Here is a 26,654-nt window from a genome sequence, read left to right as displayed (position 1 = left end):
GGGCTTATGTCCTGATGCCAGAAAAATGGGGAACCGAACCGATGTGGATTCCGTCTAGAGTTTATGGAACCATTACTAGATGATTTGCAGGTGATTGAGCTGATCCGAAGCGGAGACAGTCACCGTTTTGCACTTCTCGTGGAAAGGCACCAAAACCGCCTCTTTCAATTCACACTATCCCTACTACGCAATCACCAGGACGCTGAAGACGTCGCGCAGGAAACTTTTGTTGCTGCTTTTCGCAAGCTAGGCTCCTTTGAGGGCAGATCCTCCTTTTTTACTTGGCTGAGACGGTTGGCCTACAACGCGAGCATCGACCACCTCCGCAAGCAAAAGAGCAGAAAATCGGATCTTAGCGTCCCCGATGTCGAAGCACTTGGTGCAGCCCAAAACGAGAATCCATTGAGCCAACTGGAAGAACGCGAAACCGTCGATGCAGTCAGGGCTGCCATTAATCGACTGGCAGAGGAGCAACGGGCGATCGTCTGCATGAGAGACATTGACGGCATGGATTACTCAGAAATTGCAGCCGTGTTGGAAATACCGATTGGTACAGTTCGAAGCCGGCTTCATCGCGCGAGGTTGGAGCTAAAGCAGCTTTTCGAAAACGCTGGTCTGCGTTCTCTTATTCCTGTCCAAGAAGGAGGAAATCGATGAAAGACAACGAAATCCCCTTTGATGAGTCACTCGTTTCGGCCTATGTAGATGGAGAACTGACCGCCGAAGAAGCAGAAGTTGTCGAGTCGGCGATTCAAGATTCGCCAGCGCTGCGGCAGTTAGCTCGGGAGCTCGCGGCGGTTCGTTCTTTGGTGGCTGCGTCTGCGGTCAAAGAGGTGGCCTTGTCCAGGAGCTTGCAAAGTACCGAGTGGTCGGCCCCTGCGAGCAAGCTGTCAGCTGATCATGTCGCGATCTACAACTCGGCAGGAGATAGCAGGAAGCATCGAAAATGGCTAGGCTTACTGGCAAGCCTGGCTGCGGTTTGCTTAGTATTTCTTTCTGTTCGATTCTTTGCAGATGGTGTTCGGGACGGTGGAATGCAGATCGCCATGGAACCTGGTTTTGATGCAAGGAAGCGATCGGGAGTCGAGTCTGAAATCGAATCGTTTTCGGCAAATGAAACTGGGGGAGTGGGTACGTCGGAAGATGTGGCACCTTCGGCGGCTGCTGCACCGATGATGGCTGAGGCGTTTTCTGCACAGCGGAATGCGATGGCCAACTCGATGACCAACTCGATGGACGCGAGCATGCCCAGCGAACCTCTGTCTCAAAATGCACAAGATTTCGTTGGCTTTTTGACTCGCAAGCTTAACAGCAACCAGTCCGTTGAGAACGGGCAGACGCCCCTGCAATGGAACATTCTAGTGGTCAATAGCGAGAAACAGCCGGATGCATTCGCCAAAGAGATCGAGGCAACGGATCGTGTCGCCGCATCCTCCGACGCTGCTGAAGCCGATGCTGCTGTCGTAGCCTCGGTAGCAGGGTCGGGCAGTCCGGCGGTTAACAATATTCTAGTCTTTGCTACAGATAGCGAAGATGAGATTGAGCTGCAACTGCCGGAGACTCAGTTCTCAGTTCTACTTGCTGCCCTAGAGCAAGATCCCGCCCTGGGCAACGAAAGCGTCTTGGTCGCCGTCGGGTCGGTTCCCGCAGAGGTGCCAAAATCTGCCAAGGATGAGACCGTTCGCGAAATGGTTGCGGAGTCGACGATCGGCTCGGAAGATTCGATTTGGCGATTCTCCCGCTCTGCGGAGGTTAGTAGTGATACCCTGTTTGCCTCCGGTGACGCACCACAAAGCGGTGGTTACGGTGGTGGTTACGGTGGTGGCGACATGCTGCGTTCCGAGTCGCTAGCTACCGGTGGCTCCAGCAGAACATCAGCCCCTGGTTCAGCAAGTCCTATGACGCTCAAATCGCGAGCCATGCGATCGGACGGCGGAACGAGAGGACAGGTCGAGTTTAACGATTCGGCAAAAACAGCCGCTTCCCTTGGTGCTGGAAATGGGGGCATGGGTGCCGGGTATGGAGGCATGGGTGCAGGATATGGGGGCTTTGTGCCACAGGAAGCACCGACGACTGAGGTCGAAAAGCTCAAGCGAATACGCATCAAAATCAAAAAAGAATCCACCAGTTCCGGTAGTGACGAATAATAGTTCAATTCCGATTGTTCCTTTAGCCGATGCAATCCTCTGTTCGAGAGAACCAAGAATTGGAAAAGAATTACCTGGGGGGGAATATGGTCCGCAAAGCCTTTTTGATAGCGGTTGCGAGTGTCGGCATCGGACTCGTTGCAGCAGAATGCTCACACGCTCAACAACCGCAGCAAGCCTACGGTCGGATGTGGGGAGGAACGAATGGTCAACGAGATTACAATCGTTTCCAACACTATCCTTACGTTTACTATCCACAGAACTTCTGGGGGAATGAGTATTTTCGAAGTGCTGATAGCCTCTATCATCGCTATCCAGCCGAGATGCAAATCCCCGTCTACAATCGCAAGTGGGAGAACTACTATCCCACTTCGCAACGCTACCACTCCGGCCATCACTTTATCCTCGACGTGTTCTAGGAGCACGCCTTGTAGAAGAGTGAGCTCCCTCTGAGATTTGCTTCGAGAATTTGACATTCCCGCACACTGTGGAGAGCCGATTGTCTCCACAGTGTTTTTGTTGCGCTGAGGGCTTGAAACTATGTCAAGGAAATCCGTTTTAGATCAGTTCTGTTTGAGTGGCCGCACAGCTCTTGTAACCGGCGGATCGCAGGGGTTAGGGTTAACCATAGCGACTGCGTTAGCCCAGGCTGGTGCGTCGGTGGTGATTGTCAGCCGGCGCATCGAGGCATGTCAGGCTGCCGCAGAAGCAATCCAGCGCGAGACCAATCAAAAAGCCTATGCTTTAGCGGCTGACGTCACCGATCCAGCGTCGGTTGACGAGCTTTTTAGGAACGCCACATCCCAGGTCGGAGCCATTGACATACTGCTCAATAGTGCGGGGCTCAACAAACGCGGAACGGTTAGCTCGCTCACGGTGGAGGATTGGGACCAAGTCGTTGATGCGAATCTCAAGGGGCCTTTCTTGATGGCTCGTGCATTCGGACCTGCAATGGCCGAACGCAAATGGGGGCGAATCCTGAACTTTGGATCGATTCTTTCCTACATTGGTATCGCCGGTAGAACTCCCTACGCCTCCTCCAAAGCAGGCTTGTTAGGGCTGACCAGGGTGTTGGCTTTGGAATGGGCCACTGACGGGGTCACCGTGAACGCCATCTGTCCAGGTCCGTTTGCAACCGAGATGAATCGTCCTTTGCTCAACGATCCGGAACAATACAAAAATTTTGTTTCGAAAATTCCTATGGGGCGTTGGGGGGAGTTGGATGAGATTTGCGGGGCTGCACTTTTCCTCTGTTCAGGTGCAAGCTCGTTCGTCACTGGCACCAGTTTGACAGTCGATGGAGGCTGGACTGCTCAATAGCCAAGTCTGTCATAGGCGTACTAATGAACATTAAATGACAACAAAGGCAGTCCAAAAGAGTTTGCGCCAGCGAAGGCGAATCTCAAGGGGAGCAAGTGTTCGGCAGGTCTTGGGTTTCGTGGTGGGACTTGTTGCAGTACCGACACCGAATTGTCGATGATCGTTCAGGCTAATATCAGGCGTAATGCAAGTCGTTTTTCGGCTGCCTGCGTGAAATTACCGCTAAGTTCTATGTTGCCGTGCATGCAATGTCTTTTATATTTGAATAGGGTACGAGGAACTTGATCGAGCACGATGGCGCGATATCTAGTTCAGCGATCCGATTCGAAGAGTATTGGAGGCTGGGGTGGCAAAAATAAGTGTGGCGGGCGTCGCTGCTGAGGACGTCTTGAACTGCTTGCCTGAGGGTGTGGCGATGATCGCCTCAGACATGTCGGTTCTATGGACAAACAGTTGTTTTGAGCAATGGACCGGCGGCGTAAGCCGCTTGGGTGAGAATTTCTATTCCGCATTGGCCAATCCTGAGATCGTCGGCTCGGACACTTGCCCACTGCAAACCTGTTTCTCGACTGGCAAGCTGGCGACTTCAACGATTTTCACAGCGTCGGGGGCGTATTATCAGGTCTACGCGGCACCGCTTCGCAACGACCAAGGAAATGACCTCGTCAAAAAGATTGTAGTGACTTTGAGCGATGTGACTGAGGAGGTTCTCCAAGAACAGAAGCTCGCCGCGATCCACCAAGCAGGTGCCAAGCTCACCGATCTCAAGCCAGATGAGATCTTTTTGATGGATGTCGATCAGCGTATCGAACTCCTCAAGGAGAACATCCGTCACTATACGCAGGATCTGCTGAATGTTGAAGTGATCGAGATTCGGCTCCTCGAGCAATCCACGGGGGATTTGATCCCTCTATTATCGGTCGGCATTGACCAGGTGGCTGCAGACCGTCGACTCATGGCCAGTCCCCAGGGTAACGGGGTAACGGGTTATGTTGCGGCTAGCGGTAAAAGCTATCTGTGCAGAGACACCACCAAGGACCCGATGTACCTCGAGGGCTTCAAAGGGGCGCGTAGCTCTCTGACGGTTCCCATTCTGTTGCACGAAGAAGTGATCGGGACCATTAATATTGAAAGTCCCAAACTTGATACGTTCACCATCAGCGACCAGCAGTTCTTAGAGATCTTCGCAAGGGATGTCGCGGTAGCCTTAAACACGCTAGAGTTGCTCGTTGCCCAGAAGAACGATGCCGCCTACCAGAGCATCGAGGCGATCCACGCTGCTGTTGCCCTGCCGATCGATGGGTTGCTCAGAGATGCCGTGCACCTGATGGAGAAGTATATTGGACACGATCCAGATACCGTCTTCCGCTTGAGAAGCGTACTATCCAAGGCCAGGGCAGTCCGGAATTCTATTCAGTCCATCGGCCAATCGATTGCTCCCATCGAAGTTAGCCCGGTCGGTGTCACGATTGAATGTTGTGGAAAACTGGCAGGTAAGCGGGTGCTGGTGGTGGATGCCGATGAGCAAGTGCTGTTGCAAGCCCATTCGTTGCTGGAACGCTACGGTTGCGTCGTAGAAACAGCTCGCTGCGGCGATGAGGCCGTGGCGATGGTGAAAACCGGCATCGACGAGCCATATCAGATTATCATTTCTGATATCAAACTGCCGGATTATTCAGGCTATCAACTCATGGTCCGCTTGCAAAAACTAATGGAACACGTCCCAATGGCCCTGATGACGGGATTCGGGTACGACCCAGGGCATTCTGTCGTCAAAGCTCGACAAGCCGGCTTGCATCCCAAAGCCATTCTCTACAAACCGTTCCGCCTGGACCAACTCCTCTCGGTTTCTGAGACTCTGCTCGACTACAAGCCCGACCCAGAACTGATCGCCACACCTCCGCAACCGCCCGAATCAACGCAGACCGAGTCAACGCCGTCCGAATCAACTCAGACGCTCCCGCCATCAGCTTAATCGCCTTCTTTGAATCCTCCCAAGTTACTCCCTTGATCGGGGCAGAAGTTTGTTCCTCTTCGCATTGATCGCGACCACGCTAGCCGGACAGGCCTATATCATCATTGGAGGTTTTAATCGCCTCAACGCGCAAGGTTGGAATCGCAAGCTCTTAAAAACCTGCGAGAAAATTCACATCCTCGTCGGATGTACTTTGCCGATCGTCTTCTTTGCCCTCGAGTGGTGGAGATTAAGTCAAGCCGTCCCAGCCAGAGAGATTCTGACATTTCTCGATCTTCATTTCGCGACGCAAACATACATGGTTCTGATGTCGGCGGTTACGATCATTTTCACACCAATGTGGATTGCGATCCGGCCTCAATTTGTCATGGCCAAGGACCGGTTCTATGTTGCATCTGAAGAGACATGGAGACCAAACACACTTAGCAGCGAGCCTTACTCCAAGAAGTCCACCAAGCTGCTTGGTAAGCTACCTCGCAACGAGATCGCCTGGACCGATACCAATCACAAGACGCTTGTATTGGATCATCTGCCTGAGGAGCTCAAAGGCTTCAAGATTGCTCATTTGTCGGATGTCCATTTGACTGGGCAGCTTTCTCATGAGTTCTACAAGCGCGCTTTTGATTGGATCATGGCGCAAGCTGCTGATTTGATCGTGCTGTCGGGTGATATAGTCGACTACGACGAGAACATTCAGGACATTCCCCTACTCTTCGAACAGCTTGCGGCACGGAAAGGTTGTTACTTCGTCCTGGGTAATCACGATAGACGATTGACTGATCCTCTGCAGGTGTGTGTGAGCCTTTCGAAATTAGGTTGGCAGGATGCTGGCGAGCGAACGCAAATTGCGCATCTCGGCGCACTGGAGATCCAGATTTTGGGCAACGAGCGACCGTGGTTCGATCGCAAAACCGACAGTGATCCAGAGCTGAAAGCCGGTGCATGGCGACTTGGGATTTCCCATTCACCGGACCAATTCACTTGGGGCATCGAGCGAGGTTGTTCTCTATTGCTGTGTGGTCACACTCATGGAGGGCAAATCCGATTCCCCTTGGTTGGTCCGCTTGTTTCGCCGAGTATGCATGGCAGCAAATACGCATCGGGTGTCTTTTATCGGGATGGCACTCTGATGCATGTTAGTCGTGGGATGGCCGGCATCCACCCATTGCGATGGGGGTGCCCTCCCGAGGTTTCCATTTTGCACCTGAGCTAAGCTTGTTAAACCCAGCGTTAACTTCGCCGACTATTCAGCCTCTCCGTTTTCTGCATAAACATATTAAGGATGGATATGGCTTTCTTGATCTCGTTCGGATCAGGACCGTGGCTTTCTGCTGATGCGTTTGTTCTAAAGGAAGCATGAATTTGAGTGCATTGAGTTTCAGCAAGCAACTCGGCCAGGTTCTTCGAGCGAATCCCACCTGCTGGTAGTAATTCGACACGGCCCAAACAAAAGTGTTGCAGCTCACGAAGCGTCGGGAGATAGTGCGTGGCATCACCCGCGCCACCGCTTGTCAGAATGCGATCCACACCCAGATCGTTAAGAATTTCGACCCCTCGAACTTTGTCCGCGATTTCATCAAATGCACGATGAAACACCAACTGACACGAGTGACACAACAATCTCATTTTCGCAAGAAAAGGAGTATCTATATCCCCCTCTTTAGTCAAGCAACCTGCCGCAATTCCATGCACCCCCAGGGAAACGATTTGCTCCGCTTGCTCTAGCATTCGTTGTTTCTCATCATCACTAAAGCAAAAGTCACCGGGCCGATTGCGTACCAGAACAACGACCGGGACTCGAGCCGTTGCAACGCACTGTCTGATCACCTCGATCGGCGGTGTCACCCCGCCTACATCAAGCTGACTGCACAGCTCAATCCGCTGCGCTCCCGCTGCTTCTGCGATCACCAATTCCTCTTCACTTTGAACGCAAACTTCAAGCATTCCTACCAACTCATGCTCCTCGGCAAGCCATTCATTCCGATCGAGATTCAACAAAAACGGGCTGAAGTATGGAACCGCCGCCATCGGACGGTATGTGCTCTCGGATGTTCGTCCCAAAAGCTACTCGCAAGATTTCCGGTCTCAGTACCTGGCTCGGTTTCCCAAAGGCCAAAAGACCACGATTGCCGAGAATGAGGACTTTGTCCGAAAATGCTGAGGCTTGATTCAAATCGTGAAGTGAGACAAGCACGGCTGTTCCGCGTTGGTCGACAAGATAGCGGATATGCCTCAAGCATTCCACTTGATACTTAAGATCCAATCCCGCCGTTGGTTCATCGAGCAACAGCAATGTTGCATTTTGAGCTATACTGCGCGCGAGCAACATGCGTCGCCATTCCCCTCCCGAAAGTTCCTCAACCTTCTGATCGCGCAGCTCCCAGATGCAGGATGCCTCCATGGCTTCCTGGATCATTTGGTAGTCTTCGCGGGTCAGTGGTAAAAACCAGCCCCGATGAGGTATGCGACCAAGTGCGACAACATCGTGAACCGTTAAACCAGCCCCGCGCTGTTCAAATTGAGGCATCAACGCAACGAGTTGAGCAAGTTTGCGTCGCGAAAGTTGATTGATCGATTGTCCTTGTACATGGACGTTTCCACTTATAGGTCGAAAGTGGCCGAGTATGGTGCGCAACAAGGTCGTTTTACCTGCGCCGTTTGCACCTAGTAGAGTTACCCACTCGCCTCGTTGAAGACTCATGTTGATGTTTTGGAACACCACAGTCTTCCTAAAGGAAACACTCAAATTCTCAATGCGAAGCAGATCGAGATGTGCACTCATGACTGAACCTCTTCAGGCGGCATCCCACGCCCCCCTTTCCGTTTCAGAATAAGAAACAGAAAAAACGGACAGCCCAACATGGCGGTGAGGATGCCAACGGGAAGCTCTGTCGGTGCCAATACCGTCCTAGCAATCATGTCTGCCACCACCATCAACGTTCCACCAATGAGAATGCTACAGAACAAGAGCGAGCCATGGCGTGGGCCGACGAGAAGCCGACCAATCTGCGGTGCAATCAAGCCGACAAAGCCGATGATCCCTGCGGTAGAAACGGCAGCAGCAGTAGCTAAGCTCGCTCCAACAACAATTAAAGCACGAAAGACGTAAAGGTTCAGCCCCAAGCTCTGTGCGGAAACATCTCCCAGCAAAAAGGCATCCAAAGCACGAGTACTTAACGCAAGCATCACAATCCCAATTATCGCCAGCCCGAGAGACATTCTGAGGCTATACCAATCCGAATCCGCCATCGATCCCATCAACCAAGAAAGTACGGCGACAGCTTTCTGGTATTTTAAAAATAAAAGTAGCGACACCATCGAACTGCAAAAACTGCTGATCGCTACTCCAGCTAGAAGCAGGGTGAGCGACGACATGTTTGAGGCCAAGCTGCCTATTACAAATACGAGACTTACAACCAACAGCGAACCGAGCATGGCCCCCACGGCAGTCGATGAAAGACCAAACGCCCCCCAGGAAGCTCCTGCGGCGATCGTAAGTGCCACACCGAGAGCCGCGCCACTTGATGCACCGATGATGTAGGGGTCGGCCAACACGTTTCGAAACAAACCTTGAAAGCCGACTCCCGCTGCTCCGAGTGCCCCACCCACTACTGCTGCGTTCAATACCCGGGGCAGTCGCAAATTCCAGAAGATGAACTGTTGCTGCTCCGAAAGCGTTGAGTCTTGTCCCAGCAAAAAGCGTACTAACTGATCAAAGGGCAAAGTGACAGCGCCGATCAGCGTGCTTGCAAACATGATTGTTATGCAAGTCAACGCAATAATAGACCATCCCAACAGAGAGAGTTTTCTATGATGCATAGAATTCTAGCTGCCACATTACGGCCGCTCTTCCTCTGTAGAATGGAGGAGCGATACGATCTGATCTAAGGCCTCCAGCAACCGAGGGCCACATCGAGAAATATGATCTCCATTGACCAGGTAGACTCGCCGGTCTCGGATCGCTTGGATGGTTTGCCATCTAGGTCGTTGAAGCACCGAATTCAGCTCGACAGGGCGATCATGAGATGTCGGGCATAAAACGATCTCAGGATCCCTGGCGATGACTTCCTCAAGACTAATTCGCGTATACCGAATAGGCGTATCGGCAAATATGTTTTGGGCCCCAGCAATCTCTAACAGTTCACCGATAAAGGTCTCACCATTGATTGTCATGAGTGGCTCATCCCACACTTCGTAGAAGACTTTTGGGGATGGACGTTGCTCCGATTTCGGAATCCTGGCCACGATGGCTTGTAGCCTTTCCTGCATACTCCTAACGAACGCATCCGCCTCTGTGGCTCGATTCATGATCGAGCCTAGGAGGATCGTTTCATCGTAAAGCTCTTGCAAATTCTCAGCCCCCAATCCAAGAATTGGGATCTTCAGGGCTTCGAATGTCTCCGTCAGTGAGCCGTGAGTATCGGCTTTGCAGAGAATTAAGTCAGGATTTTGTGCAACAATAGCTTCGCGACTGATCCCTTCGAGCGGACCAGTTCCAATCCGGGGGATCGACAAAGCCTCTGGTGGGTAATCGCAACTCTGGGTTGCCCCCACAAGCGATCCCCCCAGATCCAACGCAAAAAGCAATTCGGTCGTAGCGGGGGATAGAGATACGATTCTTTTGGGAATATTCGGTATTGAGACACTGCGGCCCAACCGATCTCGAAAAACCCGATTCTGAGTCTCCGACGGAAGGGACGATTTCGCAGCGTCGTCTAGCGGGTCTTTTGATTGCGAATCTGTGAGTGGCATCTCGCATCCTGCGAAAAGACCACACAGCAGCCAAAAAGCAACCAAGGAGGTGATGGTTCTCAAGCTAATGTGTATCGGCATAGAATTTCTTGCTTGGCTCACCATCCCATGGTGGCCCGTGAGGCGAGATAATCGACCCACGGTTGGCAATCTTGCCATAGCTCTTGTCTCGTTGCCGTTCCCAGTCCACGAGGAACGATTCGTCAACAGTTTGGACTATTTAGGCAGGTCTTCTGGCTCTCGGCATTACCGTCTTTCGCACCTTCCCTCGGATTCTTGAAAAGAATTCCGAAGTGGTCAGATTGCGAATTTCGTAGCCGATTACAGCGGCGGGCCCGCAACGGATTTGCACCGTTTTCCCTTTTCATCCCGATCGCAACAAGCGACACGAGAACCTAAGTCATTGAACGAGAGACTAACCCAACAAAGCCTCTTCGTCAAACGATTCCAATTCCTGACGGCGATCCCCCCGTTCATGCTGGTGAGTCGCGGTCCTATACCCCCTCCCAATGCATTCGGGAGCCTCTCGTAGTGGACGAGGCAACGAGTCCTTTTGTACGGGAGACCGCCTGCTCGCACGCATCGTTGATGAGTAACATTTTCGTGCCTTGTGGTCGGAGCTCGGTACCTTAACTCGCGGAATTTTTCGTGCCTAGTATCGACTGAGCCCAGGCGAGGTCAGGACCCTCGAGCGGAGGCTCTGGGCTCGACTCATAGATGTAATCCTCGTAACCGGCGGCATCGTAGACTCGATGCAATACCGCTTGTAGATCCAGCGACGCATCCGGAAACTCACCCTTGAGCGGAATGGGAATAACAGGTAGCTGGTTTCTAATTCCAATCGGCCACGCTTCCACCTGGGGAAGCAGGGGCTTGCGATAGATCGCGACAAAATAATCGCTCGGAGGTAAATCGTTCAGTGGAAACCTAGGGCCACCTCGCAGCAGATCGATCTCTACCAGCGACGCAGTACTGAACATCAACGAGGTTCGCTTCATGATATGCTGATCGCGGTACGGGCCGTACCTTTTATTGGATGGGCTAAAGATTTCGATCATGGTCACGAGTTCTCGATTCTGACGATCATGAATCTCGACAAACGCATGGCGTTCTATATCGACATCTTCCAGCAATGCGATATCCGGCCTGCCGAGCTGCTTGCGTCTTTCCCCCCCGGACGGTTCGTGAATAAAGACTCGTTCCTCCAGCTTGACCATAAAGTTCGGGCGAACTTGGGCTGCGAGCACGTCTCGAATCTGCGCCGCGAAAGCGGTGTGAAAATCCTCCCAAACCGAAGGCTGTTCTAAGTACGGATTCATTCCAGGAAAAGGAGACGGCATACGGTGTTCCTTGGTGCGAGGCTTCACTTTCTACAGAAACGCTACCGTATCATTTTAGGTGCAATCTTAAGAATCGACGAGCTTGCTCCAGTGGGAATCCTCCAAGAAATCCATTTCCATTTGAAGTAATCAGCCTCAGTCTAGTTGATATCGTCTCAGTCGCTCGCGCAGCGTGGTGCGATGCATGCCAAGCACTTCTGCCGCCGCGGAACGGTTGCCATCGACGCTTTCGAGAACGGCTTTGAGTAGAGGTGGCTCCACGAAACCTAAATATTCTTCGTAAAGATTCCCCGCCTTGATGGACTCTTCCCCAGTTGCCGCATCGACATCATTTTGCTCATTTGTGGATTGACGGTTTGTGAGAATCCATTGCCTTGCCCAATTTAGGACCGCTTCCATCGCTTGGTCTGCTCCTTGCATCGCTGGGTTTTGCAATTCAAGAAACGTGAAATCACTGATATCCAATGGACGACCTCTTGCTAAAACTGCAGCTCGTTCGATCGTATTGCGAAGTTCACGTATGTTGCCAGGCCAATGCCATGACCGCAAATGGTGTATTACGTTATCTGGAATCGATGCTTTTGGATTTGGATAGCCAACTCTCGAGAGGAAATGAACAGCCAACGGTTCTATATCATCAGGTCGTTCTCTCAATGAGGGGAGCCGAATCTCCGCGCCACTTAAGCGATAGATCAGATCCTGTCGAAAACGCCCTTCTTTAGCAGCACTCTGTAAATCATGGTGCGTTGCGGACAAGAAGCGAATATCACAGGGACGGCTACGTATCTCGCCAACTCGCGAGTACTGCCGTTGTTCGAGTACACGCAACAGTTTGACTTGCAGACTCAACGGCAGATCCCCAATCTCATCGAGTAGGATGGTACCTCCGCTGGCTACCTCGAATAGTCCCGCGCGATTGTCCATCGCGTCGGTAAACGCTCCCTTGACATGACCGAACAGTTCGCTTTCCAGCAGCGATGGATTAAAGGTAACAGGCGCAACCGGCACGAACGGTTTGTCACTTCTATGGCTGTATCTATGAATAGCTGATGCCACGAGTTCCTTTCCCGTCCCGGTCTCGCCGGTAATGAGGATTGACAAATCGCTGTCGGCGACGAGAGCTATTTGTCGAAAAACAGCCTGCATGGCAGCGGAATGTCCGATGAGTTCCTGCGAATGGGGCCTGGAAACTGTCTCGCTAGATTTTTTGGCAGGGGAGTCATGCTCGGTTCGCTTGTTCTGCTCAACAATACGCAAAGCCTTCTTGCAAACATTGAGGACGTCGTCCGTCCCAAACGGTTTGTGTAGATAATCCACCGCCCCCTGTTTTACAACTTGAACTGCAATAGCCAAATCCCCAAAAGCGGACATGACAATGACAGGAGCCTGGTTTGTGGCGGCTTGAAACAAACTCAGCGACTCCACTCCGCTCATTCCTGGCAATCGGACGTCGAGCAAGACCAGATCGAACCGATGCGAACGAGCAATATCCAAGCCCTTCTCAGCGGAACCGGCTGAGAAGACGCGGAATCCCTCTCGAGAAAGGATTTTCTCCAATCCCCAGCAGATAGTAGGTTCATCGTCGACGACTAGAACATTCCATACTTTGGATTCGCCGATTTGGCTGTTCATGCTAACTCACAGGGAATCGGAGTTCAAAAACGGTGCTGTCGTCTTTACGATACCACTTCACGTCGCCCTTTAAGGAATCGGCGGCCTGCTTGACTAGCGGTAGCCCAAGCCCCATTCCTTCCGATTTAGAGCTTATGAAAGGTTCGAAGATCTTGTCCTGCAATTCCACTGATGGACCAGGACCGTTGTCCGAAACTCTGATAATACAGTAATGCTCTGCCCCTAACAAGGAAACAGCAACGTGGACTTGATCCCCTGCTTCCATTGCGTTCCAAACGAGGTTGCTCACGGCCGAGACGAGAGCTTCTGCATCCTTGACGTACTGCTGATTGATCAATTCGGTCATCTGCCAATCTAGTCGGATGGACCGATGTGAGGCGGCTCCCAAGAGTCCTGTCCTTAAACCCTCCAAGCATTCCTTGAGGTAAGCTTCTCTCACCATCAACTGCTTGCCCTTTACCATAGCAAGCAATCTTTGGATGTAATTCTCCGCTTGTTTCATCTGTTCGATAGCGATCGCCAGAGGGGGGGGCTCAAGCTCGGCGGCAGGATTTTCGGCTTGCTCGTTTGAACACGTTGATGCACCTGTCTGTTCACGCTGAGCAAACTCGACAGCCAGCCTCGCACCAGTCAATGTGTTACGAAGATTATGTGCTAAGCCGCCGGCCAGGTGTTCGATAACTTGTTCGGAATGAGTTTGACGTAGAATTTGCCACATATGCTCCAGTTGTTCTGTCATCGATTTTATCGATTTACCCAACTGACCAATCTCGTCAGATGAGTCGTCGGGAAGAGTAAACTCGAATCGCCCCTTGGCAATGTGCCCAACCTCCTTTTTCAATGTGGCAATTCTTTTTACAAGCCTGTGCGAGATGAAGAAACTGAGTGAACTCAGTAACACGATGGTCACAAGCCCTGTCAGCAAAGGGGGCACGATAGCATAGTAGACAATCTCTGACCGCTGCTTATCGTCGAACAACACGACTAACCTACCGGAGGGGGAGCCAACCGACACGGACCGCTGACCAATCTCGCTGACTATCATCGCCTGATAGAAATGTCCCTGGATTTCAGCACGCACGGGCACGCCATGCTCATCGGTCCCGATTAGCTCGACCAAGGAGACTTGTTCACTGACCGGAAAGGACGCGATCGATTCCTCGTTGGGAGCCGCGTTCTCTAGGACCTTACCCTCCGCATCCATTTTTATCCAATGGGCATCGGTGAGCTTGGACAAAATTTGTAAGACGTTACCGGTAAGCGGAAAACTAGTCTCGGTCATGACTCTCTTGATGGATTGGTACCGCTCCTCCATTTCGGTTGCAGCTCGCTCGATTGCCATGCGGTATGCGGCGATCGCGATGCCAGTCGCGGCAAGGACCGAGCCAATTAACATTGGCATCAGCAACTGCATGCGAAGCGAAAGTCTAGTAGGGAGCACTGTTAACGACCGATCTATTCAAATTTTGTCCACGCATGGGCAAGGATTAGCCAAGGGCCTTTAGTTGCTACTGTAAATGCCCCACATTCCAGGCTTTTTGGGGGCTGAATGGACAGTGGCACATCTTTTGTGGGAAGTGGCACATCCTTTGCGTATCCCGTTTTCAGGTATTAAATGATTTAACCTACCTTCTCCCAACGGCTTGCAGCCTAATAAGGGGGGAGGTTTGAAAGTTTTATACGAATTTTTGCAGGTTCTAGTCTAATTGGAAAATTTATGGGGTTAACAGTGAGCAAATCAAGATTCATAGATCTCGAGCGTCGCAACGCGTTTACCCTCATCGAGTTGTTAGTGGTTATAGCGATTATAGGGGTGCTTGTTGGCTTGCTATTGCCAGCCGTTCAGGCCGCAAGAGAGGCCGCTCGGAGGATGTCGTGCCAGAACAATCTGAAGCAACTGGCCCTGGCAATTCACAATTACGAATCGGCTAATCGACGATTTCCTCCCGGGGGAATTATTCAGTCACTGGTGGCTGCCAATACCAATGGGACGTGGTCCATTCACGGCAGAATCCTTCCTTATCTCGAGCAAGCCCAACTCTATCAACAAGTGGATTTGAACCTTGCATGGGATGATCAGGCTATCATTGCAGGGCTAAAAATACCTGTTTTTGCGTGCCCTTCAGACCCAAATTCGAACACCCCTCGTGATGTTAGCCCCAAGCTAGCTAGCCCGCTTTTTCCCACTACCTACGGGTTCAATTTCGGCTCCTGGATGGTCTTCGATCCTGTCACTAGGCAATCAGGGGATGGTGTCTTTGGCCCTAACTCCAGAACAGGTACCCGGGATATTACGGACGGAATGAGTAATACACTGCTCATCTCCGAGGTCAAGGCTCGTCAGTACTACGGGAGAAACGTCCCTGTCATAGGCGGAAATATGGTTCCGGCAGCTGACCATGCGTCCGTTCTCTCACGGATACCGAGTTCGTTCGGTTGGTGCCGCCCCAATGGTCATACGGAGTGGCCTGATGGTCGGGTCCACCACCACGGCTTCACCACAGCTTTGGGGCCAAACGGTAAGCTGCCACTAGCTATGATGTCGAATCTGTGCCCTGAGGGAATCGATATTGATTACACCTCGCAACAAGAAGGAACCAGTGGCACGGTCGCAACCGTGGCTGTTATCACGTCCCGGAGCTACCACACCGGTCTGGTCAATGCGGCTTTGGCCGACGGTTCGGTCCGAATCATTGATCAAAACATCGATCTAACCACTTGGCGAAGCCTGGGAACACGAAACGGTGGTGAGATCATTGTTGAGCCATAAGCTCGGAGGCACATGAACTTAACAGTATATCGCTATCGGTCTGCGTCAGCTAAGGCGAGCGGTAGATGAAAACTACCAGTTTCACGCTTGCTGGTTCGCAAGCAAATCCCGCTAGCTTGGGGACTGTCGATTTAAGTTGGCCTAATCGAGGTCGCCACCTACGATTCTCAGTGGATTAAGGAGGTCTCGACGATGCCTGCTTGTGCCGGCATTGTCGACGCTGCAACCGAGACAACAGAGCATACACTAGGGCCGGATCAGGTGCGTCCGGCCATGTTGCAGCCCAATACTCCGATGGAACATAGCCCGGTCCAACTTGGCTCTCTCGATAATTTCATCGGGAAGAAAATTAAATGCATTCCATCCCTACCGGAGCGATGGAATCGATCGTGCCCCCAAACGGGATGGCTTTGCTCCGCATCCCGAGTGATCATCGGTTGATCGGGTACAGTTTACAACCTAGCTGTGAATCCTCCACTTTTATAGTCGTAACGAGCCACGGGAAGTATCTCCCTTAGACCCGGGCCCCCGATTCAACGCTCCTAGCCCGCAGAGTGCGAGGAAGGCACCAATTTCCGCGAGCTTAATCCTGTCCGAATAGACTGTACTCGACGACCTCCGCACCGCGTTTTCCCGCTGGGATTTCAAGACCTTGAATCATCAACTGCGCTCCGGTCACTCTACGATCACCCCCTCCGTCCCAATCTTTGACCAAATACATCTTGTCCTCGCTCAGACCTCGCCATTTAATCCTAAACGGTGCGGCCACCTCATTGGCATCTCGAAAAAGCTGAACGATTCCAGAACCTGTACTTACATCGTGATACTGGTACGCCAGCGGCTGAGTCGAATCTAACGTCCAATCGGTAAGAGGGTAAAAATCTTCGTGATAGAGATTACGGACAGTATGATAACGTGCAAGATGCTGCCGCAGTTTTGCGATCGAATCTACATCTCGGTAGTTGATCGCAAATGACCCGCAACTCCCAGTCCCACTTCGCAGTGCGACTGCGGCCGACGATGCTGCACCTAACCCATGCAACGGCAACCAAAAAGATAGGCCCATTGCCATAGCTTGAACGTTTCGTGGATATTCTGGATTGTCCCAGCAGCTGTCGCTTCTCCATAACATCACACTGCGCCGCAGCGACTCAAAATCTAATCTTCTTCCTCCCGCTGCACAGCCGTCAATGATCAGCTTGGGATGCTTAGCTTGTAGTTGATCCAAGAACTGATACAGCCCGTTGATGTACTCGACCTCCAGTATCGCGGCATCTTCGGGAGCACGGTCTGTGTGCCAAAAGAAGGCGGGGGCTATATTTGCATCCTGTCGGTAAATATCAACCTGCCATTCGGTGATTTGACTTGAGATATGCTCGAGCATCCAGTTGCGTGCATCTATGTTAGCGAGGTTTAATAGAAAGAATCCATCGTTCTCGAAGTAGCGAAATTCTTCCGTTGTACGCGACGGGCTCAATAACCATTCAGGGCGATCACGTTGAAGCTGAGTATTCCTCATCACACGTTCCGGCTCAAACCAAAGTAAGAATCGAAGCTGGCTTTGTTTCGCTAGCTTGCCGATCTCTGATAGCCCTCGAGGGAATCTATTTGAGTCATGCCCCATATTGCCTTGACCACCAGGAAAGCCACCCGTATTCCAACCCGCATCGATCCAGAAGGTATCCACGCACAACTTTTGCAATGCAATATGCTTCAGCAAGTCTGATATGTTTTCTTCATTCGTATCATTGAAACCAATCATCCCATGCACACTAGCCGCAACAGGCATTAAATCGAGTGGAGACTGATGCTTGGGCGTAAGATGATTTAGCATCAGCCGACGAAACTGATTGGTACCATCGATCGGGCTACCTTGGTAAGTCATTGTGAGTATTGAGGGGAGAGCGAGTACTTGGCGGTTGCTGGCTCGCAAGTTCGAGTGCTTTAAACCGGCCGTAATCCGCAGCTTCGTCAATGGCGACGCATCGTTCGTGGTTCGAGCAATGCTGCACTGCCAATCTCCCGGCCATCCTATGGCAAACATGAATCCGCCATGCCCATCTGCCAAATGAAAATAGGGCATAACACCATCAGAAGATCGCCCTCCAATCGATTCGAAGCGATGCTCCTCATTTGTATCTAGTTTGGTAACGTGCGGCTGGAAGTCAGATGGCATACCATGGCTACCCGAGTTCCAATGTAGCGAAACCAGCCCGGCTGTCGGAAACAACAGCTCGATGTTTGCTGATGCTATGTCAGTATGAATTACGGAGCCCACTGCTCGAGGCAACAGGCGAATTTGCCAGAGCGAAGCGCGAAACTCATCATGGTTAGTCGTGCTCAAATCGAGATGAGGAGCCAAGCTGCGAGGTGCTACGCCGGGTTCCACAAGCTGATAATCAGCGTTCAAAACATAGGGAACAACATGCGAAACGTCATCCGCATCTACAGCATGGGCACTGTAGCAACCTAGCAACGCAATGCAGAACATAGCAGTCGACATCATAGCCCCTCTGAATGGAGCCTTTTGCAATCGAGCCATTCGAAATAACAATGAAAGAGCAGAGGCGAAATGTGTCAGCATGTACTCCTCCGAGGTTTGTGCTCACCAAATTTGTTGGTATGGCAGGCGAATGTTCCCATTTCGAGCATTCCCAATCTTGTCGCACATTCGCCCGCCCTTACCACGGTCACGCCGATACTATCCTCGGATTAGTTGCTGACAACCTCAGCGTAAGTCGGTTTGTCTGCAACACTCAGAATAAAGTTGACCAAATGCCAGATATCATCGGTGGTCAGTCCCACTGCTCCCTCGCTTGCAGCCATGGCGGCGGCAGGCATGGTCGAGTGAGGTATCCCTTGGGTGATTCGTCGGTACAGATCTTCCGGTTCGCGACCACCGCGGAAGTGCCCTTCCAGCAGATTTCTAGGCTTGAGTGCCTGGGGCTTCAACCCGCCACGTGCCATAAGTGGCATGAGAGACTTAGAATCGGTGGGGTTGATGCGAATGCGAGCCGTCCAGTCCTTGGTCCAATCGTCGAAATCGGGAGCTTGAATTCCATTGCCATCAGCGTTAGTCCCGTGACATTTCGCACAGGCAGCGACGTCACCGATGAATAGCTGCTTTCCTTTCTCGATCGACGCGAGCAACTCCTCCTTATTCTCATCGGTCTCGGTTCCCACTAATGGAAAAGCGGGTCTTTCGATTTCGATCTCACCTCTTTGAGACCTAGTCCACTTTCTCGCGACACGGCCTAACAGATCAGAGGCGGTTTCCAGCTGCTCCTCGACCTTTTCCTTTTGCTCAGCGGTTAATTGCGACTCAGGCTCTGAAATGAAGATTCTTTCCGTATCTAGTTCTAAATCGTTGACTCCCGTTACGAGCAGGGAGCGTTCAAACTCGCCTCGAATCGCAAGGAAAATAACATAGTCAACCAACGCGTCGATCTGCTTCTCAGTAAGATTTGAGAACCGGGGCATTTGTGAATCCGCGAGTCCTTGGCGAAGAAGCCGTGCAATGTCAGCCTTGGTTGGCTTATCAAGCCGTTCGGTCGTTTTATATTTGAACCAACCATGTCGAAATTCGCGTGGGTAAGGATTCTGCGAAGCTGCTACCGGCCCACGTCCTTGTCCACTCTCACCGTGGCAAGACGCACACAGTTGGCGATACAAACCAGTCTCCCCTGGCTCCAGGCTCTCGAGGGGCGGGCCCGCCGCCATCTTCAAAAGGTCGAGAGACAAGAGTTCGGTGTAGTCCTCGTCTTCATCCTCAAACAATGGAGGCAGTTTGGGTTCGTCCAGAGAACCAAACCAGAGTTCTAGCAATGCGTTGGTATCTTTGAGTGGCTCGTCCAAAGTTGTAGGGACGTCGACATCTGGGTCCAGCTCTAACGACTTGGCATAAAGGTAGTTCGGTTCGAACTGGAGCGGTTGCATGGAGTATGGTTCGCAGCCCGTGAACAAGACGGAGCAAGCTCCACCCACCAGCAATGAGCCTTTGACGAGCATCGCGTTTTTGCGGAGAAAAATGTCTCGAAGCGTCTGCGGTAGTGTTTTGGGATTCATGGTTGAATGCTAAAGTTTTTGTAGGTACGTGAAGTGTGTGATGGACGCGACGCCACGTGGATTTGACCAGGTCGGTGATCGACATCGAACCGGTTGCCGCACACCGCCTAGACTTAGTTTACAACAAATTGTCGATCCTTTCGAGCGATGCGAGGGGGCGGCAGAGAAACTGCGACGAAATACCATGCTTTCAAACGAACCAAATCCTCCAGTCGCTACTGGATCTTTCCCGCGTACCCGCCTACGAAGAAACCGGAGATGGGGTTGGGTCCGTAACATGCTTCAAGAAACCCATCTGGTAGCCAGTAACTTGATCTGGCCAATTTTTGTTATCGAAGGAGAGAATCGGACTGAGCCGATCGCTACCATGCCGGGTGTCAACCGCATGTCGATCGACCTAGCGGTCGAGGCATCGCGGCAGGCGGCTTCGCTGGGGATCGGGGCGATTGCCATTTTTCCTGTCACCCCGCAGGAGAAGAAGTCGGAGGATGGACGGCATGCCGTTGCACCCGACAATTTGATTTGCCGCGCGACGCGGGCAATCCGTGAGGCGACCAACGATGCAATCGGTCTAGTGTGCGATGTCGCTTTGGATCCTTACACTAGTCACGGCCAAGATGGCTTACTCATCGACGGATATGTCGCCAATGACGAAACGGTTCAGATTCTGTGCGAACAGGCGGTCAATCAAGCTCGAGCCGGGGCGACGATTATTGCCCCATCCGACATGATGGATGGCCGGATTGGGGCTATCCGAGATGCTCTCGACGCGAACGGTTTTCAGCAAGTTGGGATCATGTCTTATGCAGCCAAATATGCATCTGCTTATTATGGTCCCTTTCGCGATGCCGTTGGCTCTGCTAAGAATCTTGCGAGCGGCGATAAGAAATCGTATCAAATGAACCCCGCCAACTCCGACGAAGCGATCCGGGAAGTCGCGCTCGATATTCAGGAAGGGGCCGATATTGTCATGGTGAAACCTGGCATGCCCTACTTGGACATCGTTCGTCGGCTCAAGGATTCGTTCGACGTCCCGGTGGCGGTCTATCAAGTTTCAGGCGAATATGCCATGCTCAAATTCGCAGCACAGGCCAACGCACTTAACGAGCGAGCGGTCGTCCTGGAAAGCATGCTGGCGTTTCGCCGAGCAGGGGCTAACGCGATACTGACCTACTTCGCGATGGATGTTGCGAATTGGCTTTCGGAGTAAAGCGCGCCGTCTCAGGGGAGTATGTTGATGATACGGGACCGATAGTTGACGAAAGTACCGTCGGACTCGCGCTGCCTGAGTTGCAGTTCAACGGGGCCCATGCCGAATTGTACCAACGAAAAAGGAATCGCTTTGGCATCACTTGGGATGGTAGCAACCAGCTCGGACCGATTCCAAACCTGAATTTCGCCACTTGGTATGTTGCCCGTTAGTTCGACTAGGATTTCGGACTTCTCGTAGGAGGAAAACTCCTCTGGACAGCTCCAATCTCGTGAATCATCGTCACTGCTTCCCTCGATCAGCTTGACCCATAGAGTTTGCTGGTATGTGTGCTCTACAGCATCCCCCGATTTGACTCCAATGCAAAGTTCGTGATAACCAACCGGAGCGGATTGGAAGTTAAGATTGATTCTTGGCCTGAATGCTCCTTCTGCAAGAAATTTACCATCCAACGTGACCCAGCATTTCGAAGGTTCCGTCTCATTTTGACGGTCGAGATTGATCACGATGGACAAAGGTTGGTTGCGATCATGTACGGTTGATGGCATGACAAGGGTGAATCGAGGTGGCTTTGCGTAGGGTTGGCACAGAGGATCGCCAAGAATGAGCAACTGATAAGGGCAGGTTACCGAAGCATAATAGGATTCGGCACTCGTTAGTCCGGCCGCGTAAGTTTCAAAGATAAATGGGTGAGGAAATTTGTTCACGATCGCGTAGGGTTCGTGGACCGCTCCGCTGGTGATTGCCGCACCTTGTCTTTGAAAATCCGTAGCCTTGGTCTGAGATGGATTGGTCATTGCACCACCCAAGCTAGTTAGGTTTTCGGCAATTGCCCCCGGATTGAACTCGATCATTTCCGTGCCCAGCGAGAAGTTTGCTGCTCCCATCATCAAGCCAGCGGCCTTGGTCCCTCGGGGCGGCAACGAGTTTTTATGGACAACAGCCTCGATTCCATGGCGAGACAATTTCTCGATTGCCTGGGCGAAGAAAGGTTCACGAGTGGTCGTGCGAACATCAGACGTCAACGTAAAGAAGACCTTGCCTTCGGGGGGCATGAAGTCGGCAGAGGCGCTGCGACGTAGATTGTTGATTACCTCGTCTCGAGTCAGTCCCAAGTCTCGCGACACCCCCAGAACCACACTCATTAAGAAGGGGACTCCGTACTTTGGATCCTTCGTCACAATCGTGTTGGGGGAATAGAGATTTCGCGCGTTAAAGGCTCGAATCTCGGTGTAGTCTGAGCCGGCGTTTTCACACAATCGAAGCAGCCTAAGAAATTCCTTATCTTCACTTAGGAATTGAAAATCAGCGAGGCTTTCGATCACCTGCCGATAGCTCCATCCTGCCAGGATGGCGGACTCGAGTTGTTTGAGAGTATTCGCACTATTTCCAGCTCTCGCCCAGAGAATAGCCGCCAGGAGTTGGGTTGGAGCGGTTAGTTCCTTGGGTAGTTCCGAGGCCCCATCACTCAGAATTTTGGCCATCGGTTCCCATTTCTTTTCTTTGTCGAGTTCTGCAAACTCGGCTTTTTTTTCCTCAGAGATGAAGAGCGGTTGGAGCAGTTCCTGCGGAGCGCGACGTGCATACCAATTAGCATCAAAGGCGAGGTACGCAGGATTTTCTGTCATCACGTACCGGTAGAAATATGTTAAGCCGTTGATCGAGGCAACCGGAGTCAGATATTGGGAAAGATCAGGAATTTTTTTTGCGTCCACCGACACATTTATGGAAGTCGGGAAGTCCACGGAGTAAGCGACTCCTTGGATGTGATTAGCCATCCCCCGAGCCTGCAATTCCTCCATCAACGGTTTTAGGATCAGGTTGCGAAATTCCGCGAGGGTGATTCGGTCTCGATCGGGGATTCCAGAAAGAACAACAACGTTATTGGATGGAATCCCTCGAATTTGGCAAAAATGATTGGCGACCGTGCGAGAGGAAATAGAGTCCCCGTTTACGACCACTACCCACTGGCTGGCGGTAGCGCCGGCATGAACCGTTCCCGTTCCGATTCCTCCGATCAGAAAAATGCCGACGGTTGCGACGATTGCGACGCAGGAATTAAAAACAAGTCCCCTTGTTGTGGAAAAATGCAGCAACAAGCTCAAAGGATGCCCCTTTAAATTTCCGACGATCTCGCTACCATTTGCTGCTCGCAAAGCGAACTTCTCCATTGTTCATTGTCTCCTGCTTTATAGAGGTCGGGGGCTGATGTCCTGGGGAGGAGCCAGCTTTGTTGTTGGGGCGTGGTCTCGAGAGTACTCTCTCGACCTGGCGTTCGTACGGATATGATATCAAATCCTTCCTACGAGATCAGGTGTTTTCGGAGCACGGAACGTTTGTTTGGTTGGGGTTTAGCTGTGTTGAATCGTTAGAAACGGTCACCAAGGCGATAGAAAAAAGAGAGTGTAGCTCAGTCGGTAGAGCATCGGACTTTTAATCCGTGGGTCCTGGGTTCGAGTCCCAGCACTCTCACTCTAGAAAACCCTGGAATTCTAACGGATTTCCAGGGTTTTTTTATGTCTTTTGGGTATTCTGCCCCCTATGCTCAACTTCCTCTTTCTCACACTGAGTCATACGAATTGCTACTAAATCGCGTGCCAACGGTTTCAAATATGGTGCCAGTGGTTTCGGGTATCTGCTGGCAATTGGATTGCCGAGCAGTTGCAGGAGGTGGCCCTGGTGTTGATTGTTTCTGCTGGTAATGCTCAATGCACTTTCATGAAAAACCAAGCACCCGCACCGATTGCGGCTCCAACACCTGGACCCAAATCTACGACTCCTACTGTGACAAGCAATCCGCCTCCGTCGATCCCCTCGGATATGGCAAGGTAAATGTCTATCGAACTTCACCCGCCCGATGAATTCAGGAGGGTCGAGTTGAGGAACGATCACGAGGAGAGAGTGTTTTAGGAAGGGCTACCTAGTCGGAGCCGTTTTGCGATGCAGTGCCTTTCACCCTCTCCGTGCTGCGCTCAACTCTCCCCCAGTGGGAGAATGAACTCATTGGAAATCAAGCATTTGATTTTCATCGAGGTGGGGCGATACATTGATTCTGCGTCGTGATTTACTTGCTCGGATTTGCTTATAATTGCATTCTAAGCCGCCACTCCCCGTCCCTATGTCTTTTTGGTAGACTTTTGCCGAGGAGCGCAGCTGTAATTCCTCATCCCTCGGATTCAAAATACCTTCTCAAAAAAGAGACTCCTCACATGAATCATCAATATGTCGAACGACTTGTTAATTTGCTAGATCCGAGTGCGAACCAAATTCTGAATATGACCGTTGAGTCGGCTTCGAAGTTGCTTGCAGCGGGTGATGTGAAGGGTGTTCGGGGGATCCAAGGTCACTTTGCTTTGATCGAGAAAGATGGGCAACTCGTTCGTATGGCTCGATCGATCGGACGACCGATGCGTTACTTCCTGGCAAAGCGCAGCGAGGGGCCTTGTTTGGTAGTCGCCGAGCGCATGGACGAGATCTACGAATTTCTCAAGACCGAGGGACTCGACGATCAGTTTCACCCATCGTATACAAGGATGGTTCCCGCTCACCATGTCGTGGAGCTTAAACTAATCGGATGCCCCGACCCGAATCCCGTAAATCGTCGTTTTTTCAATCCCGTTCGAAATCGTTTGTCGACCGATCTAGACGACATCGGTACCAAATACATCGGAGCGTTGTCGAACGTCTGCAACAATTGGCTCGCGGTCCAAGATCCAAAGGAACCGATCGGTGTTTTGTTTTCCGGTGGTATTGATAGCGGATCGGTTTTTCTGGTGATGTATGATGCCATTCTAAAGGCTGGTCACTCACCATCCCGACTCAAAGCCTTTACCCTTTCGGTTGGTGGCGATGGGGACGATGCAGCCCAATCGTTTGATTTTTTGAAGCCGCTTGGTTTAGAGCTCTTTCTCGAGGTAATCGCGAAAGATTTTGACGCAATCAATTTTCGCAAAGCCATTTCTGTGATTGAAGACTACAAACCACTCGATGTTCAGGCCGCAGCTATGGGGTTGGCTTTGTGCGAAGGAATTCGAGAACGTTATCCCGATTGGAAGTTGCTCATCGATGGGGACGGGGGTGATGAGAATCTCAAGGACTATCCGATCGAGGACAATCCTGAGCTTACCATTCGAAGCGTGTTGAACAATACCATGCTCTATCAAGAAGGCTGGGGAGTTGACGCGGTCAAGCATTCATTGACCTATTCCGGTGGCCAAAGTCGTGGGCATGTGCGCAGTTGGGCACCTGCTCGCAAGCTAGGATTTAGCGGTTTCAGCCCGTATGCGTTACCCGATGTTATCGAGGTTGCAGAAGGAGTACCGTTCATCGAGTTAACCGATTGGGATCACGATAAACTCTACGCCTTGAAGGGGGAAATCGTTCGGCGGGGAGTTAAGGCTGTCACAGGGTTCGAAATGCCAGTATTTCCCAAGCGACGCTTTCAGCACGGTGCCACGACGAAGGACCGCTTCTCGGAACTTTTCCCTAAGCATGCATCGGATTATCGCCGTGCCTTTCTAGAGATCTATAGTTGAAAGCCACTCACGGGTTATAATGCGACCACGAGCGAATCGTAATACTGTCTCGTCAAGGGAACCATACGCATATTTCGTAGAACGAGAACTTGGTCGAAGCGGTACGATCGAGGAGGTCGCGACGGTATTCCTCACCAACCGCGAGTGTCCTTTTCCTTGTGTCATGTGCGATCTTTGGAAAAACACGCTCACCGAGAGCGTGCTGCCCGGTGAGATTCCAAATCAAATCGCATTGGCTCTCGAAAGACTCCCCACGGCAGATAGCATCAAGCTTTATAACAGTGGAAATTTTTTCGATCCCAAAGCGATTCCAACGTCAGACCACGAGGCGATTGCGGAATTGGTAAGAGGATTTTCCACGATCATCGTCGAGAACCATCCCAAGCTTTGCACTGAGGAATGCTCGCGATTCCAATCGTTAATTGCGCCATCGCAATTCGAGATCGCCATTGGATTAGAAACTTGTCACGAACCTTCCTTGCGTTGGCTTAACAAGGCGTTTTCGCTGAATGATTTTGAGTCGGCGGTACGTTGCTTAAGAGACACCGGCATTCATATTCGAGTCTTTCTCATGCTCGGATTACCGTATCTTTCCAAGCGGGAGTCCATAGAGTGGACGTTGAGATCGATACGATATGCGGCAAGTCACGGTGCCGATTGTTTTAGTATTATTCCAACGCGCGGTGATAGCGAAGCATTTGATGAACCGAAGCAGAAGGGGCAATACGAGCAACCGTGCGCGGAGATGATCGAAGAGACCTTTGATCGCGCCCTAAGACTAAACTCTGGGAGAGTCTTCGTCGACCTTTGGGATGCCGAACGATTCTTTCCCGATCATCCACGTTCGAAAGAGCGAATCGCGCAACTGGTTCAAAGGAACCTACGTCAGCAGTAAACCACATTTCCCA

Annotated in this window: 20 protein-coding genes, 1 tRNA gene and 1 riboswitch; of the genes, 11 read left to right on the top strand and 10 right to left on the bottom strand. The window is 51.6% G+C overall.

The features are described 5' to 3' along the window. The first annotated feature begins 63 nt into the window (after positions 1-63). The 6 genes from SH449x_RS02700 to SH449x_RS02675 all read left to right on the top strand — a co-directional run bounded on the left by SH449x_RS02700 (position 64) and on the right by SH449x_RS02675 (position 6,655). Positions 64-657, top strand: coding sequence for an RNA polymerase sigma factor (locus tag SH449x_RS02700; RefSeq protein ID WP_482379779.1), 594 nt, complete (start codon positions 64-66; stop codon positions 655-657). Then, entirely contained in the window at positions 654-2,147 is a 1,494-nt protein-coding gene (locus SH449x_RS02695) for an anti-sigma factor family protein (protein WP_482379778.1), read from the top strand. Before SH449x_RS02700 ends, SH449x_RS02695 begins: the two co-directional genes overlap by 4 nt. Before the next feature lie 29 nt (positions 2,148-2,176). Further along, on the top strand, positions 2,177-2,566 hold the full coding sequence (locus tag SH449x_RS02690; protein ID WP_482379777.1) for a calmodulin-binding protein: 390 nt from the start codon (positions 2,177-2,179) through the stop codon (positions 2,564-2,566). A gap of 121 nt (positions 2,567-2,687) precedes the next feature. Next, complete coding sequence (locus SH449x_RS02685; RefSeq protein WP_482379776.1) at positions 2,688-3,467, top strand: SDR family NAD(P)-dependent oxidoreductase; 780 nt, start codon at positions 2,688-2,690, stop codon at positions 3,465-3,467. A gap of 346 nt (positions 3,468-3,813) precedes the next feature. Beyond that, positions 3,814-5,442, top strand: a complete 1,629-nt coding sequence (locus SH449x_RS02680) for a response regulator (RefSeq protein WP_482379775.1) — start codon at positions 3,814-3,816, stop codon at positions 5,440-5,442. 49 nt (positions 5,443-5,491) lie between these two features. Further along, positions 5,492-6,655 (top strand): metallophosphoesterase, encoded by a 1,164-nt coding sequence (locus tag SH449x_RS02675; RefSeq protein WP_482379774.1) that lies wholly within the window; start codon positions 5,492-5,494, stop codon positions 6,653-6,655. Between the two features lie 17 nt (positions 6,656-6,672). Here SH449x_RS02675 and SH449x_RS02670 read toward each other — a convergent pair whose 3' ends face one another. From SH449x_RS02670 to SH449x_RS02640, 7 genes are all read right to left on the bottom strand, one after another. Continuing rightward, positions 6,673-7,386: a copper homeostasis protein CutC gene (locus tag SH449x_RS02670; RefSeq protein ID WP_482379773.1), complete on the bottom strand. Its 714-nt coding sequence runs from the start codon at positions 7,384-7,386 to the stop codon at positions 6,673-6,675. Between the two features lie 31 nt (positions 7,387-7,417). Next, positions 7,418-8,224: an ABC transporter ATP-binding protein gene (locus SH449x_RS02665; RefSeq protein ID WP_482379772.1), complete on the bottom strand. Its 807-nt coding sequence runs from the start codon at positions 8,222-8,224 to the stop codon at positions 7,418-7,420. Next, the gene (locus tag SH449x_RS02660; RefSeq protein WP_482379771.1) at positions 8,221-9,198 is read right to left on the bottom strand and encodes a FecCD family ABC transporter permease; all 978 of its coding nucleotides are present in this window, start codon (positions 9,196-9,198) and stop codon (positions 8,221-8,223) included. The genes SH449x_RS02665 and SH449x_RS02660 overlap by 4 nt, the downstream gene beginning before the upstream one ends. An 81-nt stretch (positions 9,199-9,279) precedes the next feature. After that, complete coding sequence (locus tag SH449x_RS02655; protein WP_482379770.1) at positions 9,280-10,275, bottom strand: ABC transporter substrate-binding protein; 996 nt, start codon at positions 10,273-10,275, stop codon at positions 9,280-9,282. A gap of 125 nt (positions 10,276-10,400) precedes the next feature. After that, positions 10,401-10,608: riboswitch (cobalamin riboswitch) on the bottom strand. 215 nt (positions 10,609-10,823) lie between these two features. Continuing rightward, positions 10,824-11,534: a DUF4058 family protein gene (locus SH449x_RS02650; protein WP_482379769.1), complete on the bottom strand. Its 711-nt coding sequence runs from the start codon at positions 11,532-11,534 to the stop codon at positions 10,824-10,826. Positions 11,535-11,669: 135 nt separating this feature from the next. Continuing rightward, a complete protein-coding gene (locus tag SH449x_RS02645) occupies positions 11,670-13,166 on the bottom strand; it encodes a sigma-54-dependent transcriptional regulator (protein ID WP_482379768.1) in 1,497 nt (498 codons plus the stop codon). Between the two features lies 1 nt (position 13,167). Further along, the gene (locus tag SH449x_RS02640) at positions 13,168-14,568 is read right to left on the bottom strand and encodes a sensor histidine kinase (protein ID WP_482379767.1); all 1,401 of its coding nucleotides are present in this window, start codon (positions 14,566-14,568) and stop codon (positions 13,168-13,170) included. A gap of 327 nt (positions 14,569-14,895) precedes the next feature. Here SH449x_RS02640 and SH449x_RS02635 point away from each other — a divergent pair, with 327 nt between their 5' ends. After that, positions 14,896-15,936: a DUF1559 family PulG-like putative transporter gene (locus tag SH449x_RS02635; protein ID WP_482379766.1), complete on the top strand. Its 1,041-nt coding sequence runs from the start codon at positions 14,896-14,898 to the stop codon at positions 15,934-15,936. A 583-nt stretch (positions 15,937-16,519) separates the two neighbouring features. Here SH449x_RS02635 and SH449x_RS02630 read toward each other — a convergent pair. Both SH449x_RS02630 and SH449x_RS02625 read right to left on the bottom strand, forming a co-directional pair. Further along, on the bottom strand, positions 16,520-18,478 hold the full coding sequence (locus SH449x_RS02630; RefSeq protein WP_482379765.1) for an alpha-galactosidase: 1,959 nt from the start codon (positions 18,476-18,478) through the stop codon (positions 16,520-16,522). A gap of 170 nt (positions 18,479-18,648) precedes the next feature. Beyond that, on the bottom strand, positions 18,649-20,001 hold the full coding sequence (locus SH449x_RS02625; RefSeq protein WP_482379764.1) for a cytochrome c: 1,353 nt from the start codon (positions 19,999-20,001) through the stop codon (positions 18,649-18,651). Between the two features lie 184 nt (positions 20,002-20,185). Here SH449x_RS02625 and hemB point away from each other — a divergent pair, with 184 nt between their 5' ends. Then, on the top strand, positions 20,186-21,211 hold the full coding sequence (hemB, locus tag SH449x_RS02620) for a porphobilinogen synthase (RefSeq protein WP_482381872.1): 1,026 nt from the start codon (positions 20,186-20,188) through the stop codon (positions 21,209-21,211). An 11-nt stretch (positions 21,212-21,222) separates the two neighbouring features. Here the strand turns inward: hemB and SH449x_RS02615 are convergent, their stop codons facing one another. After that, on the bottom strand, positions 21,223-23,382 hold the full coding sequence (locus SH449x_RS02615) for a hypothetical protein (RefSeq protein ID WP_482379763.1): 2,160 nt from the start codon (positions 23,380-23,382) through the stop codon (positions 21,223-21,225). Between the two features lie 228 nt (positions 23,383-23,610). On the opposite strand from SH449x_RS02615, the gene SH449x_RS02610 reads away from it, so the two are divergent. The 3 genes from SH449x_RS02610 (at position 23,611) to SH449x_RS02600 (ending at position 26,641) form a co-directional block, all read left to right on the top strand. Next, positions 23,611-23,683 (top strand) — tRNA-Lys (locus tag SH449x_RS02610). Positions 23,684-24,420: 737 nt separating this feature from the next. Then, positions 24,421-25,746 carry an asparagine synthase-related protein gene (locus SH449x_RS02605; protein ID WP_482379762.1) on the top strand — a complete coding sequence of 442 codons (1,326 nt, stop codon included), beginning with the start codon at positions 24,421-24,423 and terminating at the stop codon, positions 25,744-25,746. A 19-nt stretch (positions 25,747-25,765) separates the two neighbouring features. After that, the gene (locus SH449x_RS02600; RefSeq protein WP_482379761.1) at positions 25,766-26,641 is read left to right on the top strand and encodes a radical SAM protein; all 876 of its coding nucleotides are present in this window, start codon (positions 25,766-25,768) and stop codon (positions 26,639-26,641) included. Positions 26,642-26,654 lie beyond the last annotated feature (13 nt).

Origin of the sequence: Brakhagea baltica, assembly GCF_052161605.1 — a bacterium.
Classification (GTDB): domain Bacteria; phylum Planctomycetota; class Planctomycetia; order Pirellulales; family Pirellulaceae; genus JBKCUI01.
This window is presented reverse-complemented; position numbering and strand designations above follow the sequence as displayed.